General features: G+C 63.7%; 17 protein-coding genes. 11 read left to right on the top strand and 6 right to left on the bottom strand.

Going from position 1 to position 14,406, the window contains the following annotated elements; translation table 11 throughout:
• The first annotated feature begins 124 nt into the window (after positions 1–124).
• Positions 125–841: a 3-keto-5-aminohexanoate cleavage protein gene (locus ACK8CP_RS03700; protein WP_414833383.1), complete on the top strand. Its 717-nt coding sequence runs from the start codon at positions 125–127 to the stop codon at positions 839–841.
• A gap of 8 nt (positions 842–849) precedes the next feature.
• Here ACK8CP_RS03700 and ACK8CP_RS03695 read toward each other — a convergent pair whose 3' ends face one another.
• Positions 850–1,470, bottom strand: a complete 621-nt coding sequence (locus ACK8CP_RS03695; protein WP_414833382.1) for an HAD-IA family hydrolase — start codon at positions 1,468–1,470, stop codon at positions 850–852.
• Between the two features lie 230 nt (positions 1,471–1,700).
• On the opposite strand from ACK8CP_RS03695, the gene purB reads away from it, so the two are divergent.
• The 4 genes from purB (at position 1,701) to ACK8CP_RS03675 (ending at position 6,870) form a co-directional block, all read left to right on the top strand.
• Entirely contained in the window at positions 1,701–3,008 is a 1,308-nt protein-coding gene (gene purB, locus ACK8CP_RS03690; RefSeq protein WP_128291684.1) for an adenylosuccinate lyase, read from the top strand.
• A gap of 42 nt (positions 3,009–3,050) precedes the next feature.
• Entirely contained in the window at positions 3,051–3,599 is a 549-nt protein-coding gene (locus tag ACK8CP_RS03685) for an RBBP9/YdeN family alpha/beta hydrolase (RefSeq protein ID WP_128291683.1), read from the top strand.
• A 100-nt stretch (positions 3,600–3,699) separates the two neighbouring features.
• Entirely contained in the window at positions 3,700–5,118 is a 1,419-nt protein-coding gene (locus ACK8CP_RS03680) for a glutamate decarboxylase (RefSeq protein WP_414833381.1), read from the top strand.
• A gap of 147 nt (positions 5,119–5,265) precedes the next feature.
• The gene (locus ACK8CP_RS03675) at positions 5,266–6,870 is read left to right on the top strand and encodes an inorganic phosphate transporter (protein ID WP_414833380.1); all 1,605 of its coding nucleotides are present in this window, start codon (positions 5,266–5,268) and stop codon (positions 6,868–6,870) included.
• 86 nt (positions 6,871–6,956) lie between these two features.
• Here the strand turns inward: ACK8CP_RS03675 and ACK8CP_RS03670 are convergent, their stop codons facing one another.
• Positions 6,957–7,751 (bottom strand): HpcH/HpaI aldolase family protein, encoded by a 795-nt coding sequence (locus ACK8CP_RS03670; RefSeq protein WP_414834184.1) that lies wholly within the window; start codon positions 7,749–7,751, stop codon positions 6,957–6,959.
• Positions 7,748–8,071 (bottom strand): DUF1476 domain-containing protein, encoded by a 324-nt coding sequence (locus tag ACK8CP_RS03665; RefSeq protein ID WP_234628312.1) that lies wholly within the window; start codon positions 8,069–8,071, stop codon positions 7,748–7,750. Before ACK8CP_RS03665 ends, ACK8CP_RS03670 begins: the two co-directional genes overlap by 4 nt.
• 200 nt (positions 8,072–8,271) lie before the next feature.
• Between ACK8CP_RS03665 and purC the strand changes: the two genes are divergently transcribed.
• The 5 genes from purC to ACK8CP_RS03640 all read left to right on the top strand — a co-directional run bounded on the left by purC (position 8,272) and on the right by ACK8CP_RS03640 (position 11,397).
• Complete coding sequence (purC, locus tag ACK8CP_RS03660) at positions 8,272–9,036, top strand: phosphoribosylaminoimidazolesuccinocarboxamide synthase (protein WP_128291678.1); 765 nt, start codon at positions 8,272–8,274, stop codon at positions 9,034–9,036.
• Positions 9,037–9,192: 156 nt separating this feature from the next.
• A complete protein-coding gene (gene purS / locus ACK8CP_RS03655; RefSeq protein ID WP_261214102.1) occupies positions 9,193–9,426 on the top strand; it encodes a phosphoribosylformylglycinamidine synthase subunit PurS in 234 nt (77 codons plus the stop codon).
• 93 nt (positions 9,427–9,519) lie between these two features.
• Positions 9,520–10,260, top strand: coding sequence for a DUF4336 domain-containing protein (locus ACK8CP_RS03650; protein WP_414833379.1), 741 nt, complete (start codon positions 9,520–9,522; stop codon positions 10,258–10,260).
• Positions 10,261–10,276: 16 nt separating this feature from the next.
• Positions 10,277–10,960: a phosphoribosylformylglycinamidine synthase subunit PurQ gene (purQ, locus tag ACK8CP_RS03645; protein ID WP_414833378.1), complete on the top strand. Its 684-nt coding sequence runs from the start codon at positions 10,277–10,279 to the stop codon at positions 10,958–10,960.
• Positions 10,957–11,397, top strand: coding sequence for a hypothetical protein (locus ACK8CP_RS03640; protein ID WP_414833377.1), 441 nt, complete (start codon positions 10,957–10,959; stop codon positions 11,395–11,397). The genes purQ and ACK8CP_RS03640 overlap by 4 nt, the downstream gene beginning before the upstream one ends.
• A gap of 113 nt (positions 11,398–11,510) precedes the next feature.
• On the opposite strand, the gene ACK8CP_RS03635 is transcribed toward ACK8CP_RS03640, so the two are convergent.
• Positions 11,511–11,738: a DUF1127 domain-containing protein gene (locus ACK8CP_RS03635; protein WP_370642314.1), complete on the bottom strand. Its 228-nt coding sequence runs from the start codon at positions 11,736–11,738 to the stop codon at positions 11,511–11,513.
• Positions 11,739–11,820: 82 nt separating this feature from the next.
• On the opposite strand from ACK8CP_RS03635, the gene ACK8CP_RS03630 reads away from it, so the two are divergent.
• Positions 11,821–13,227 carry a PLP-dependent aminotransferase family protein gene (locus ACK8CP_RS03630; protein WP_414833376.1) on the top strand — a complete coding sequence of 469 codons (1,407 nt, stop codon included), beginning with the start codon at positions 11,821–11,823 and terminating at the stop codon, positions 13,225–13,227.
• 25 nt (positions 13,228–13,252) lie between these two features.
• On the opposite strand, the gene ACK8CP_RS03625 is transcribed toward ACK8CP_RS03630, so the two are convergent.
• Both ACK8CP_RS03625 and ACK8CP_RS03620 read right to left on the bottom strand, forming a co-directional pair.
• A complete protein-coding gene (locus ACK8CP_RS03625; protein WP_414833375.1) occupies positions 13,253–13,954 on the bottom strand; it encodes a class I SAM-dependent methyltransferase in 702 nt (233 codons plus the stop codon).
• Positions 13,944–14,402, bottom strand: a complete 459-nt coding sequence (locus tag ACK8CP_RS03620) for an Rrf2 family transcriptional regulator (protein WP_414833374.1) — start codon at positions 14,400–14,402, stop codon at positions 13,944–13,946. The genes ACK8CP_RS03625 and ACK8CP_RS03620 overlap by 11 nt, the downstream gene beginning before the upstream one ends.
• Between the last annotated feature and the right edge of the window lie 4 nt (positions 14,403–14,406).

The raw sequence follows: 14,406 nt of genomic DNA, 5'->3' as shown, positions 1-14,406 counted from the left end.
GTGACAGAGCCTGGACACGGCACCGACAGATGCGCAGCTTTGAAAGCTCATCCGCTCCGAGACCGGTCTTGCCGCCACTTCGGTTGCGGCTGATCTGGCCCGACAAAGGAAGCCGGAGACCCGCGTGATCGTCCAAGCCTGTTTGAACGGAGCACGCCCCGTCGATTACCACCCCCGCCTGCCGTTATCGGCCGACGCCATGGCGCAAGATGGCGCGGCCTGCATTGCAGCCGGGGCGGCCGAACTCCACATCCACCCACGCGGGCAAGACCGCCAAGAGAGCCTCGTAGCGGTCGGCGACACCATCCGGGCGGTACGTCGCGCCTGTCCGGGCACGCTCATCGGCGTCTCGACCGGCGCGTGGATTACGGGCGATGAGAGACGGACACGAGACGAAATCGCCGCCTGGCAGGAGCTGCCCGATTATGCCTCCGTCAATCTCGCCGACCCCGACGCACCTGCGGTCATCGCGTTGCTCCAGCGCATGGGTGTGGGCGTCGAAGCGGGGCTCGCCAGTGTCGCTGATGCCGAGCGGTTTGTCGCTCTTCAGGAGCGCAAGCGGGTCTTCCGCATTCTGATCGAGATCGAGGAACAAGAGACCGAGGAGGCGGACGCTGTCGCAACCGGAATCGTGCAGGTTTTGGAAGCGGCAGATGTTCACCGACCGCTTCTGTTGCATGGCTTTGATGCCACCGTCTGGCACTTTGTCGAACGCGCCTTTGCGATGAACGTCTCGACGCGCGTTGGGCTGGAAGACGGTTGCACCCTCCCGAACGGCGACATTGCCGACGGGAATGCCCGCCTGGTCTCACAAGCCATGGAGTTTCGCCGGGCTCGCTGACCGCAGGCTCAGACCTCGGCGACGCAGGCGCACTCGGCCTCAAGGAGGCCGACGAGGCTCTTGCCGCGTGTCCACTGGATCGCCAACCAGCCGGCCTCACGCGCCGCTTCGACATTTGCGCGCATATCGTCCACGAGAACGGTGTTCCGGGCGACCGACCCACTCTGCTTCAGAGCGGCGTCGAAAAAGGCTCGGTCGGGCTTCCTGACGCCAACGGCGGCCGAGTAGACGATCCCATCCACATGTTCGCCAAGGCGAAGATGTTCCATCAGGTAGCGCGCCCGCATATGCTCCTGGTTTGTCGCAAGAAACACGAGCATGCCGTGGCGGCGCAGATTGTCCGCCTCCGACAAGAGAGCCTCGTCGAGCAGACTGTCGTGGGCAAACCAGTAATCGACGAAGTCCTGCGGTGCGAGCCAGGGCGCCACGGGCGGCAGACACCTCTCCAGCACGTCCAGAAGCTGCTTTTTGCCGACGATGACATCGGCCCAGTGTGGCTCGAAAAAGCAGGTCTCCAGGATCGCAGGCGTGACACCGAGATCGCGCTCCACGTTCTCGACCCAGGAATCTCCCTCAGGATGCCCGTGAACCAGAACGCCGTCGACGTCGAGCATGAGACACGGCTTCACACTTTTCCTCCTTCAAGCAGCCGACTTGCTGCCCGCACCTCCGCGTCTACCATCTCATGCCGTTCCCGCAAGAATCGCAGCTTTCATTTTCCCGTGCAGGCGCAATCCCATCGGTCACCCGCCCGCCCTCATACCTATTGCGAGGCGGGAAGCGCCAGCAAGCGGCGCCGTTGCCGTTGCCCCAGCCCCATACCCTCATTAAACGGAAGGGCGATTGAAGGAGCCTTCCCATGATTCCGCGCTATGCACGCCCCGAGATGGTGGCGATCTGGTCGCCCGAGACGAAATTCCGCATCTGGTTCGAGATCGAGGCGCATGCCCTCTCCGCCATGGCCGAAATGGGACGCGTGCCCAAGGACGCTGCGGAAAAAGTCTGGGAAAAGGGCGGCTCCGCCACCTTCGATGTGGAGCGCATCGACGAAATCGAGCGCGAGGTGAAGCATGACGTCATCGCCTTCCTCACGCATCTTTCGGAGATCGTCGGACCGGAGGCGCGTTTCGTCCATCAGGGGATGACCTCGTCCGACGTCCTCGACACCTGTCTCTCGGTGCAGCTTGCGCGCGCGGCAGATCTCCTGCTCGCGGATCTCGACCGTTTGCTCGACGCTCTCAAGGCCCGCGCCTACGAGCACAAAGACACGCCGACGATCGGCCGCTCGCACGGCATCCATGCCGAGCCGACGACCTTTGGGCTGAAGCTCGCCCAGGCCTATGCGGAATTCGCCCGCAACCGCGAACGTCTCGTCGCCGCACGCGCGGAGATCGCCACCTGCGCCATTTCCGGCGCCGTCGGCACCTTTGCCAACATCGACCCGAAGGTGGAGGAATACGTCGCGGAGAAAATGGGGCTGAAGCCAGAGCCCGTCTCCACGCAGGTGATCCCGCGCGACCGCCACGCCGCCTTCTTCGCCACGCTTGCCGTCATCGCCTCCTCGATGGAAAGGCTCGCGACCGAAATCCGGCATCTGCAGCGCACCGAAGTGCTGGAGGCGGAGGAGTATTTCTCGCCGGGCCAGAAGGGCTCTTCGGCGATGCCGCACAAGCGCAATCCGGTTCTGTCGGAAAACCTCACGGGCCTCGCCCGCATGGTGCGTGCCTTCTCCGTGCCGGCCATGGAGAACGTGGCACTCTGGCATGAACGCGACATCTCGCATTCTTCCGTCGAACGCATGATCGGCCCCGACGCCACGATCACGCTCGATTTTGCTCTCGCCCGCCTCGCCGGCGTCATCGAGAAGCTCGTCGTCTATCCCGAGCGCATGCAGCAGAACCTCGACAAGCTTGCCGGCCTGCACAATTCGCAGCGCGTGATGCTCGCCCTCACCCAAGCCGGCATGTCGCGAGAAGATTCCTACCGTCTCGTCCAGAAGCACGCCATGAAGACATGGGAGCGCGGCGCCGACTTCTTGTCGGAGTTGAAGGCCGACCCGGAGGTGACTCAAAAGATTCCGGTTTCCGAGCTCGAGGCGATGTTCGATCTTGGCTACCACACCAAGCATGTGGACACGATCTTTGCCCGCGTTTTCGGCGCAAACTGAGCTGCACGACGCCCTTCCACTGCTTCACCAAGTCACGAGCGCATGAAAGCCCGCGAAGCCGATATTTTGATCCATCCCGGCCTCTACGGTCCGAAGCCCGACAATTGGTATGCGCGTTGGGCGAGACAGATCGGGACTGCGGAGATGATCGAGCAGGACTGGTCGCGACCCGACCGGTCTGATTGGACCGCCAATCTGATCGCCGCGGTGAAGCTCGCCAAACGACCGGTCGTGCTCGTCGGCCATTCCGCCGGCGCGCTCACCATCGTACATGCGGCTGCCCATCTCGCGGGTACGGCAGTGCGCGCGGCTTTTCTGGTGACCCCGCCCGACTTTGATCTTTGCGGCGACGAGCTCCCGGAGGGGCGCACGTTTCTCCCGGTTCCAAGAGAGCCAATGCCCTTCCCCACCCTGGTCGTCGCAAGCCGCAGCGATCCCTATTGCGCCTTCGAGACGTCGGAAGACTGGGCCGCTGCCTGGGGCGCTCTTTTCATCGACGGCGGCGAGTCCGGCCACATGAACTCAGATTCCGGTCACGGGCCCTGGCCGGAGGGCCTGATGGTCTTCGCCCGCATGATGGGACAGCTCTGACGACCTCCCGGTCGCAAAAACCTCGACCGGTCATTTTCTGGCAACCCGAAGCGGCGAAGCTCTGCGGACGAAACGAAGCTGCGCCACCAGGGAGGCCGACATGCCCCTCCACCACCAGAAGCCTCGGCACAAAATCTCCTCGTCGGAGATCGACGACATCTATGCCTCGGCGGATTCGATCCGCGAGCTTCCAAAAATGCGGTTGCCGGAGGGCGAGCACGATCCCCGCCACATCTATGCGGCGATCCGCGACGAGCTCATGCTCGACGGCAATTCGCGCCAGAATCTCGCGACCTTCTGCACCACCTGGATGGAGCCTGAAGTCGCCCGCCTGATGGCCGAAACGGCCGACAAGAACATCATCGACAAGGACGAGTACCCGCAGACGGCCGAAATCGAAGGTCGCTGCGTCCGCATGCTGGCCGATCTTTGGAACGCCCCGGACGGCGCTGCCGTCGGCTGCTCGACCACAGGCTCGAGCGAGGCGGCAATGCTCGCGGGCATGGCGATGAAGTGGCGCTGGCGTGAAAGACGCCGACAAGCCGGCCGGCCGACGGACCGCCCCAACATCGTCACCGGTCCGGTGCAGGTCTGCTGGCACAAATTCGCCCGCTATTGGGATGTGGAGCTGCGCGAGATCCCGATGCAGGGCGATCGCCTGATCCTCTCGCCCGACGAGGTGATCACGCGCTGCGACGAGAACACGATCGGTGTCGTTCCGACCCTCGGCGTCACCTTCACGGGCCAGTATGAGGATGTCGTCGGCGTCTGCGCGGCACTCGACGCGCTGAAGGTCAAAACCGGGCTCGATATTCCCGTGCATGTCGATGCGGCGAGTGGCGGCTTTCTCGCTCCCTTCGTGGTGCCGGGTCTCGCCTGGGACTTCCGCCTTGCGCGCGTGAAATCGATCAACGCCTCCGGCCACAAATTCGGGCTCTCCCCGCTTGGCGTCGGCTGGGCTCTCTGGCGCACGGCCGAAGACCTGCCGGAGGACCTCGTCTTCCGGGTCAACTATCTCGGCGGCGACATGCCCACCTTCGCGCTCAACTTCTCCAGGCCCGGCGGCGAGGTCATCTGCCAGTATTACAATTTCCTGCGCCTCGGCCGCGAGGGTTACCGCCGCGTGCAAGAGGCTTGCTACGCCAATGCCGCGGCTCTCGCCGAAGCGATTGCGGGCTTCGGCCTCTTCGACATGATCCACAAGGGTGGCACCGACGGCATTCCGGCCGTCTCCTGGTCGATGAAGGAGGGCCTCAATCCCGGCTTCACGCTCTTCGATCTCGCCGATCGCCTGCGTACGCGCGGCTGGCAGGTTCCGGCCTATTCCATGCCACCCGACCGCGAAGACCTCGCTGTGCAGCGCATTCTCGTCCGCCATGGCTTCAGTGCCGATCTCGGCAGACTTCTCCTCCGCGACATCAAAGACGCGCTGGCGTTTTTCCAGAAGCACCCGGTTGCCGCTCCGATGACGGGGGCCGAGGCCGGTGGCTTCGACCACAGCGGACGCGCAACCTCTTAAGCCGCGAAAGTATTTCATGCGCTGCATCAAATCAGACGTCACACGCATGTAATCACCGGCCGCTTAGTCCTTTAGGCGGCGACAACTCGTGACGAAGATTGGGGTTTTTCTCCTCGCAAACGGTCGCCGGAAAGGCAGAGCGACCGGATGGCGACCGAGATTCACACAGGTGAGCCGCAGACCCGATTGCGCGAGGAGCTTTCCTGGCTCAGCACCGTCTTCCTCGTCCTTCTCGTCGGCGTAACCGGATACTTTCTCTTCTGGGCGACAGGCTATACGGACGGCCATCGCAGCACCGTCCTCGTCGCAGCCACGCTCTTCGGCGTTTTCATGGCCTTCAATATTGGCGGCAATGACGTCGCCAATTCGTTCGGTACCAGCGTCGGCGCCGGCACTTTGACCATCCGCCAGGCGCTTGCTGTCGCTGCGATCTTCGAAGTCAGTGGCGCGGTCATCGCCGGCGGCGCCGTCACCGACACCATCCGCGACGGCATCGTCGAACTCGGCAATCTCGACGTCGCCCCATCGGATTTCGTCTTCATCATGATGTCGGCACTGATCGCGGCCGCACTCTGGCTTCTCTTCGCCACCATGCGTGGCTATCCGGTCTCGACGACGCATTCGATCGTGGGCGCGATCGTCGGCAGTTCGATCACACTCGGCGTCCTGATGAGCGGGCCCGAGGCCGCCTTCTCTCTCGTCCAATGGACGAAGGTCGGCCAGATCGTGGTCTCCTGGGTGCTCTCACCGCTTCTCGGCGGCGTGGTGGCCTATCTGCTCTTCTGGCAGATCAAGAAGCGCATCCTGTCCTTCAACGACACGATGACCGCCAAGCTCGATCAGATCCGCCAGGCAAAGATCGACCACAACAAGAAGCATAAGGAAGCCTTCGAACGCCTGTCGGAGATCCAGCAGCTCTCCTACACCCACGCTCTGACGCGCGACATGAACGTCGTCGCCGACAAGGATCTGGGACCGGAAAACCTCGAGACCGACTATTACCGCGAGCTGCAGCGCATCGAGGAGCGGCGCGAACAGCTCCGGCCCCACCGCGCGCTCGAAAAGCTCGTCCCGCCGATCGCATCTTTCGGCGCCATGGTGATCGCCGCCGTGCTTCTCCTGAAAGGGCTGGAGAACCTGCATCTCGGCCTCAGCCTCGTCGAAGATCTCCTGATCATCGCTATGGCCGGGATCGCCGTGTGGATGGCCGTCTTCGTCGTCGCCAAACTCCTGAAAAGCCAGCCGCTCGGGCGCGCGACCTTCCTCTTGTTCAGTTGGATGCAGGTCTTCACCGCCGCCGGCTTCGCCTTCAGCCACGGCTCCAACGACATCGCAAACGCCATCGGCCCCTTCGCCGCGATCCTCGACGTTTTGCGCAGCGGTTCGATCGAACAGAATGTGCCGGTGCCCGCGGTTGCCATGATCACCTTCGGCGTCGCGCTCGTGGCCGGCCTCTGGTTCATCGGCAAACATGTCATTCAGACGGTCGGGCACAACCTGACGACCATGCATCCGGCGTCAGGCTTCTCCGCCGAGCTGTCCGCGTCCGCCGTCGTCCTGCTTGCCTCGATCTTCGGCCTGCCGGTGTCGAGCACGCATATCCTGATCGGTTCGGTCCTGGGGATTGGACTCGTCAACCGTCAGACGAACTGGAAGCTCATGCGGCCGATCGCCTTTGCCTGGGTCGTGACCCTGCCGGCAGCCGCGATTCTCTCGGCAATCGGATTTATCATCCTGCGTCAGGTCCTTTAGGCAGGCGCGACCACGAAGCGGAGCCGGCCCGAACGTCCCGTGCGAGTCTTTAGTGGCGGGCGCCGGAGTGCCCGAGGCGAGCGGCTTTATTCCGCCTTCGCACGTTCCAGAACCGTCGCTGCCCCCAAAACCAGACTCTCCGTATCGGACGCGGTCGCCACGAGCCGGTACCCCATCTGGCGGTAGCGCCCGGCAAGGCCGGGATCTGCCGCATAGATGGCGGCGAGCTTGCCGCCCTTCTCCGCGGCCGCTGCGATCGCCTCGATCGCCGGCATCATCTCCTCGAGGCGGGGATCGACCTTGGCCCCTTCGCTCCAGGCGATGGAAAAATCCGCCGGCCCGACGAAAACGCCGTCGACCCCGTCGACGTCCAGAATGTCGTTGAGTCGGTCGAAGGCCTTGCGGGTCTCGATCATGGCGAAGGAAAGCGTCTCGCCATCCGCCGTCCGCATGAACGTCGAGACGTCCCCATGTCGCGAAAGTTGCATGGCCCGATGCGGCCCCCACGAGCGTTCGCCGAGCGGAGGAAACTTCGTCGCCGCCGCAAAGGCACGCGCATCGTCGACATCGTTGATCATCGGAGCAATCACCGCCGCAGCGCCCATATCGAGCGCGCGGCTCGCCATGTCGAAGCGGCCGACCGGGATGCGCACGATCGCAGGCTTGCCGGCGAGCGCCACACCGGCGATTCCCCGCAGCACGCTTTCGGTCGAATGAAAGCCGTGCTGCATATCGAGCGTGACCGCATCGAAGCCGAGCCTTGCGAGCGTCTCGGCGACGAGCGGATCGGGAAGGCCGGACCAGGCGGAAACGAGTTTCTCGCCCGCCCGCAGTCGTCCCGCGAGCGTTGGCTGCCCCCTGGCGTTATTGTCCTCGCTCAGCGTGCTGCCTCGATCTGCTCGGCCGCTTCCACCAGGAAACGGCGCATGAGCTGACGCAGCTCTTCATCGGAGCAGGCCACGCCGCCCGCCTCCAGATCGGTCTTCACCTTGAGGAAGACATCTTCTTCACCAGGCTTGGCGAAATCTGCCCTCACCACCTCGCGAGCGTAAGCCTCCATATCTTCGCCATCTTTTCCGAGCTTTTCAGCAGCCCAGAGGCCCAGAAGACGGTTACGCCGCGCGATCGACTTGAACTTCAGCTCTTCGTCATACGCGAACTTATTCTCATAAGCGTTTTCGCGATCGTCGAATGTTGTCATAGCCGCTCACTCCCTCCCACGACTACGGTTCTGTTAGCGGGAGAGTATGCGCTCCGCAATGCCGCCAACCGCCGCCGTTAACACGACATTGTGCTTCCTCGAGCTTTCGGCTAGGTTCCGACAGCAAATGGCGGATCGCCGCTTCGGAGCCGACACTCGCCAGCCCATCTTTCCTCATCATGATCGTTAGACTGAAACCTATGAACCGTCGTCGCCGCATCTACGAAGGCAAGGCCAAGATCCTCTACGAGGGGCCAGAGCCGGGAACGCTCATTCAGCATTTCAAGGATGACGCGACCGCGTTCAACGCCAAGAAACATCAAATCGTCGATGGCAAGGGCGTCCTGAACAACCGCATCTCCGAGTATATCTTCAACAATCTCAATGACATGGGCATCCCGACCCATTTCATTCGGCGTCTCAACATGCGCGAGCAGTTGATTCGCGAGGTGGAGATCATCCCGCTCGAGGTCGTTGTCCGGAACGTTGCCGCAGGGTCGCTTTCGAAGCGGCTCGGCATCGACGAAGGCACGCCGCTGCCGCGCTCGATCATCGAGTTCTACTATAAGAACGATGAACTCGACGATCCGATGGTGTCGGAAGAACACATCACGGCCTTCGGCTGGGCGACGCCCCAGGAGATGGACGACATCATGTCGCTCGCGATTCGTGTGAACGACTTCCTGTCGGGCCTTTTCCTCGGCGTCGGCATCCGCCTCGTCGATTTCAAGATGGAATGCGGCCGCCTCTTCGAGAACGACATGATGCGCATTGTCGTCGCCGATGAGATCTCGCCGGATTCCTGCCGTCTGTGGGACATGAGCTCCAACGAGAAGCTCGACAAGGACCGCTTCCGCCGCGATCTCGGCGGCCTCCTCGAGGCTTATCAGGAAGTCGCCCGCCGGCTCGGCCTGTTGAACTCCAACGAGCGTGTCACCGGCACGGGCCCTGTCCTGGTTCAGTAGGCTCGGCACCGTCCGTGCGCCTCAAAAAGACATGTTGATCGCGCGGCGCGCGGGCTCGCCCCGGCGCCGCGTTTTTGTTTATTCAGACGGAGCCGGCACAGTCGGCAGCACCGCAGCATAGAGGGGCCGCCCGGCCGAGCCGGCGCGGAAGATGGCATGAAAGCCCGCATTTTCGTGACGCTGAAGGACGGCGTGTTGGACCCGCAGGGCCAGGCCATTCAGGGCGCGCTCGGCGCTCTCGGTTTCTCCGGCGTCGAATCGGTGCGCCAGGGCAAGGTGATCGACATCGAACTCGCCCCGGACGGCGCCTCCGAAGAGCGCATCCGCGAGATGTGCGAGACGCTTCTCGCCAACACCGTGATCGAAGATTACCGCATCGAGATGCTGTGACGGCAGCGTAGCGGCGGCGACACGCCGCGGACGCCGTCACACGCCTGCCAGGTTGAGCTGAGACAGAGCGGGCGCCTAGTTAGGAGTTGTCCGATGACCTGTCTCATCCCTTACGAGCCGCTCAACGCTCTCAAGCCCATCGCCGAGAATGTGTGGATCGTCGACGGGCCGGAGATCGCCATGAGCTACGTGGTCGGCACATTGCCGTTCACGACGCGCATGACCGTGATCCGTCTTGCCGACGGCGCTCTTCTCCTGCACTCCCCGACGCCACTCAACGAAGATCTCGTCGAAGCCCTCGCCGCTCTCGGTGAGGTCCGCTTCCTCGTCGCCCCGAACCGTCTGCATTATTGGTGGATCGGCGAGTGGAAGGCCCGCTTCCCGAACGCGATCGCCTATGCCGCGCCTGGCGTGCGCGAGGCCGCAAAAGAGCGGTTTTCAGGCTTCGACGCGGAACTCTGCGAGGAAGCCCCGGCGGCATGGGCTGGTGAAGTCGAGCTGTTTCCGCTCGTCGGCAGCTACATGACCGAACTCGAGCTTTTCCATGTTCCGTCAAGGACGCTCGTTCTGACCGACATGATCGAGAACTTCGAGAAGGACCGCGTCACCTGCCGCCACATGCCGCCGCTTTTGAAGATCGGCGGCGTGCTCGATCCGAACGGTTCGACGCCACGCGACGTTCGCCTCACCTTTCTCGGCCACAAAAAGAAGCTGCGCCAGACCGTGAAAGAAATGCTGGAGCGCAAACCGGAACGGGTTCTTATCGCCCATGGCCGATGCTATTTAGCGAATGCGGAGGCGGAGCTTCGTCGTGCCTTTCGCTGGCTTCTTTGACAAATCGGATACACGCATGAAAGCCGCCATCATCCAGTTTCCCGGGACCAACCGCGAAGGCGACATGGCGGCGGCACTCCGCCTCGTCTCCGGGCGCGACGCCGACACCGTCTGGCACGGAGAGACGAGCCTGCCTTCGGGCGTCGACCTGATCGTGCTCCCTGGCGGCTTCTCTTTCGGCGATTATCTGCGCTCCGGCGCGATCGCCGCCCATTCTCCGGTGATGCGCGATGTGGCCAGGCGCGCCAATGACGGCGTCATGGTGCTCGGCGTCTGCAACGGATTTCAGGCCCTCTGCGAGGCCGGCCTTCTGCCCGGCGCATTGATGCGCAACGCCTCGCTCAAATTCGTCTGCCGCGAGGTCAAGCTCAAGGTAACGAATACGGCCACCCCCTTCACGAGCCTCTATCGCCCCGGCCAGGTGATCCGCTGCCCCGTGGCCCATGCCGACGGAAACTATTTTGCCGAGGCGGAGACTCTCGATCGGCTCGAAGCCGAGGATCGGGTCGTGTTCCGCTACGCCGACGGCACCAATCCCAACGGCTCGCAGCGCGACATTGCCGGCATCACCAATGAGCGGCGCAACGTGCTTGGCATGATGCCCCACCCGGAAGATCTCGTGGAAGCCGCACATGGCGGCGACGACGGGCTCGCTCTTTTCAAGGGGCTCGTGGAAGGTCTGCAGGAGAAAGCCGCTTGAGCGGCTCATCTGGCCGAAAGGCTCGGCCGTTCCGCTCCCGATTGCGCGGATTTGCCGGCATCGCCATCGCCACGCTCGTCGCGGCCGGCTGCACCCAGGCTCAAAAAGACTATCTGAGCTATTCGGCCAGCGATCGGCCGCTCGATGCATCGACGCGCATCGCCCGCGCCATGGGGCGATGCTGGTTCGCGGGCGATGCGACCTTCGCCTCCTACATCTACGCGCCGGAACTCAATTCCTATTCGGGCCAGCCGCGCATTCTCGTCCTGCCGAAGAACGAGCCCGGCGGATTGCCGCGGCTCGTCGTCCAGGCTCAGGAGGACGGCCGCGGCGCCGAAGTCAAACTCTTCGGTCCGCTCCTCGCCACCGAGGCGGCCCCGAGGATACGGGCCGACATCGCCCGCTGGTCGGCGGGCTCCAGCGCCTGCACAGCCTGATTCGATATCTCAATCAAAGCGCGGAAGCCTCTCTAAAGACTCCCGGTTTCCGCTGACGCGGCAGCGTGCGCCCGCCGAGCGGCGACGCGCCTGCCAGGGCGCGAGCGCGAAGCTTAGACGTCCCAGGGACGGCGAAGTCCCTCGCGATACGCATCGGCTCTTGAGACGCCGATATCCTTCAACTGGTCGTCGGTCAGCGACAGGAGCGCCCGCCTCGTGCGCCGCCTCTGCATGATCAGCACAAGTCGTGTCGACAGGCGCGCCACAGCAATTCGCATGCCCAGCTGCGCCTGCTGAAAGCGGGAAAGCCTGACACCGGAAAATGTAGCAATTGAACCCATCGTTCGTCTCCATCGGTACGACTTGCGACAGGCAATGTTCTGATTGACCCCGCTCAATGGTGCAATATACAACATTGACACCATGACAAATTGGCTTCCCGATCTCTCCACCGGCCAGGGGCCGCTTTATGTCCGCCTCGCCGATCAGCTCGAGCGGGCGATCGACGCGGGTCAGCTCCCCGCCGGCACGAGGCTGCCGCCGCAGCGCAATCTCGCCTTTGATATCGGCGTGACCATCGGCACGGTGAGCCGCGCCTATTCCCTCGCCCGGGAGCGAGGCCTCGTGTCCGGTGAAGTCGGTCGCGGCACCTATGTGCAGGCCGCGCATGCGCGCCAGGCGCCTCTGCCGCCCACGATCACCTATGCCACCGGCGATCGGCCGGGGCCGGAGGGGGCCCTCAGATTCGACACGACGGCGGCGCCCGAGAACGGCGCAGCGGCTGTGATGGCTCGGCTGACCGGCGAGATATGCCGGGAATACCCGAACGCGGTCTCCAACTACATTCGGGACGTGCCGCAACGATGGGCCGAGGCCGGGGCCCACTGGCTGACACGACCCGACTGGGAGCCGTCTCCCGAAGACGTCGTCCCGACATTTGGCGCCCATGCCGCCATCATGACCATCGTCGCCGCGGTGACGTCGCCGGGCGATCGCATCGCCTTCGAGCCCCTCACCTATGCCTCGATCGCGCGCAGCGTAGCGCTCCTTGGACGACGTCCCGTCCAGGTGGCCGCCGACCGCGAAGGCCCGATAGCGGAGGATTTCGAGCGCCTCTGCGCACAGCAGCACCCGAAAATCCTGTTCGTCATGCCGGCCTTGCAGAACCCCACTCTCGCCGTAATGGGCGAAACGCGCCGACGGGAGATCGCCGACATTGCCTATCGCCATCAGACCTACATCATCGAAGACGCGGTCTATGGGGTCCTGTCGCGCGGAGGACCGCCACCGATTGTATCGATTGCACCCGAGCGCGTCTTCTATGTGAGCAGCCTGTCGAAGGCCGTCGCGGCCGGGCTGCGCGGCGGCTTCGTCGCCTGCCCTCCGCATTTCGCCAATCGCATCAACATCGCCCACAAGATGCTGACCAGCGGAAAGCCCTTCCTGATGGCCGAGCTCGTCGCCCGGCTGATCGCCTCCGGCGCGGCTTTCGAGTTGATGGCGAAGACCCAGGCGGAAATCGCACGGCGCGTCGGCCTGGCGCGCGAGATTTTCTCAGGCCTCGATGTCTATCTGGACGACGTGTCCCCGTTCCTGTGGCTCAATCTTCCTGAGCCGTGGCTTTCCGGCACGTTCAAGAATGCCGCGCTGGGCGAGAACATCCGCATCGACGAGGAGGACGAGTACAAGCCGGTCCGCTCCGACACCTCCTTCCATGGCGTACGCGTCGGTTTCACCACCGTGCAGGATAGCGACCGCACAGCCGAGGGCTTCCGCACGCTCCGCCGCCTTCTGGATCAAGGCCCGGCCGCCTACGACAGCTACAATTGAAACGGCGCCCCTACCTCACGTCCGGTCAGGCATAGCCAACCCAGCCGCGCCAGGTGAAGGCGGCAAAAAACAGACTGACATCCCGGAACCCGGCCGCACTGAGAATGGCGGCATCCTTGTCAGGGTTGAAAAGGTCGAGACTGGCCGCCACCGCCGCACGAGCGTTTTCAGCATCGCCAGGATCAGCCCCCGAGGCTTTGGCATAGGCCGCGTAACGCGCCAGCCAGTGATCCCTCTCGCCTTCGCCTTGCGGGAAGCTCGAATGCGCGACAACCAGCGGCGCGCCGGGCCGCAGACGTCGGCGGATCGCCTCCGCGGTCTGCTGGCGCTCCCGAGCATCGAGAAAATGCAGGGTCAGAAGGCAGGTCGCGCCATCGAAAGGCCCCTCCGGCGCATGTTCGATCGTGCCGGTCACAAATTCGACCCGGGACGCGAGGGGGCCCAGCGTCCTTTCGGCGAGATCCAGCATCTGCTGTGCCGGGTCGACACCCACGAAGCTCCAGTCGGGATATGCCTTCGCCAGCGCCCTCGTCTCCAGGCCACCGCCAGCACCGAGGACGAGGATCTTGTCCCCTTCCCTGACGCGCTCGGCAAGGAGGATGCCCACCATCCGGTGTAACGCATCGAGAGCCGGCACGAAGCGCCGCACGCCTTCCTCGTATTGGGCCATCGCCTGCGGATCGGAGAACCGCTCGAGGAATTGCTTGGGACCCGTCTCAGACGGCATGGCACACCTCCGCGTCCCTTTTGTGCTTCGGAAGGCCGGCATGGAATTCGGCTGAAAGCATCGCGAGCGTCACCGTATCGAGGCGAGTGAGGATGAGAGCCTCGGCTTCGCTCAGGGTCTGATCGAGGGCTGCATTGACCGCCCTCTCCACGAGGCACGTCGATTCGTTGTTTCGGTTGCCCATGGCGAAGAACGACGGGCGCCCAAGAGCTTCGTAGACGTCGCGCAGCGAGATCTCCTCGAGCCGGCGGGCGAGCTCCCAGCCGCCGCGATGGCCCTTCGTGGAGCGCACGTAACCCTGCTCGCGAAGTCCCGCCATCACGCGCCGAACGACCACCGGGTTGGTCGACATCGCTTTTGCCAGCACCTCGGAGGTGATCGGCCCCTCGTGCTCCGCCATGTGCAGGAGCACATGCAAAACGCTCGACAATCTGCTGTCCAATATCATGTAA

Origin of the sequence: Afifella sp. YEN Y35 (genome assembly GCF_047553465.1) — a bacterium.
GTDB lineage: Bacteria > Pseudomonadota > Alphaproteobacteria > Rhizobiales > Afifellaceae > Afifella > Afifella aestuarii.
The sequence above is the reverse complement of the archived record's forward strand: the minus strand, read 5'-3'. Positions and strand labels throughout refer to the sequence as shown.

Excerpts from the sequence above, each read along its gene's own strand:
- ACK8CP_RS03635 (WP_370642314.1), bottom strand. The coding sequence starts at position 11,738 with ATGGGTTCAATTGCTACATTTTCCGGTGTCAGGCTTTCCCGCTTTCAG.
- ACK8CP_RS03650 (WP_414833379.1), top strand. The coding sequence starts at position 9,520 with ATGACCTGTCTCATCCCTTACGAGCCGCTCAACGCTCTCAAGCCCATC.
- ACK8CP_RS03625 (WP_414833375.1), bottom strand. The coding sequence starts at position 13,954 with ATGCCGTCTGAGACGGGTCCCAAGCAATTCCTCGAGCGGTTCTCCGAT.
- ACK8CP_RS03630 (WP_414833376.1), top strand. The coding sequence starts at position 11,821 with ATGACAAATTGGCTTCCCGATCTCTCCACCGGCCAGGGGCCGCTTTAT.
- ACK8CP_RS03675 (WP_414833380.1), top strand. The coding sequence starts at position 5,266 with ATGGCGACCGAGATTCACACAGGTGAGCCGCAGACCCGATTGCGCGAG.
- ACK8CP_RS03680 (WP_414833381.1), top strand. The coding sequence starts at position 3,700 with ATGCCCCTCCACCACCAGAAGCCTCGGCACAAAATCTCCTCGTCGGAG.
- ACK8CP_RS03685 (WP_128291683.1), top strand. The coding sequence starts at position 3,051 with ATGAAAGCCCGCGAAGCCGATATTTTGATCCATCCCGGCCTCTACGGT.
- purQ (WP_414833378.1), top strand. The coding sequence starts at position 10,277 with ATGAAAGCCGCCATCATCCAGTTTCCCGGGACCAACCGCGAAGGCGAC.
- purC (WP_128291678.1), top strand. The coding sequence starts at position 8,272 with ATGAACCGTCGTCGCCGCATCTACGAAGGCAAGGCCAAGATCCTCTAC.
- purS (WP_261214102.1), top strand. The coding sequence starts at position 9,193 with ATGAAAGCCCGCATTTTCGTGACGCTGAAGGACGGCGTGTTGGACCCG.
- ACK8CP_RS03620 (WP_414833374.1), bottom strand. The coding sequence starts at position 14,402 with ATGATATTGGACAGCAGATTGTCGAGCGTTTTGCATGTGCTCCTGCAC.
- purB (WP_128291684.1), top strand. The coding sequence starts at position 1,701 with ATGATTCCGCGCTATGCACGCCCCGAGATGGTGGCGATCTGGTCGCCC.
- ACK8CP_RS03665 (WP_234628312.1), bottom strand. The coding sequence starts at position 8,071 with ATGACAACATTCGACGATCGCGAAAACGCTTATGAGAATAAGTTCGCG.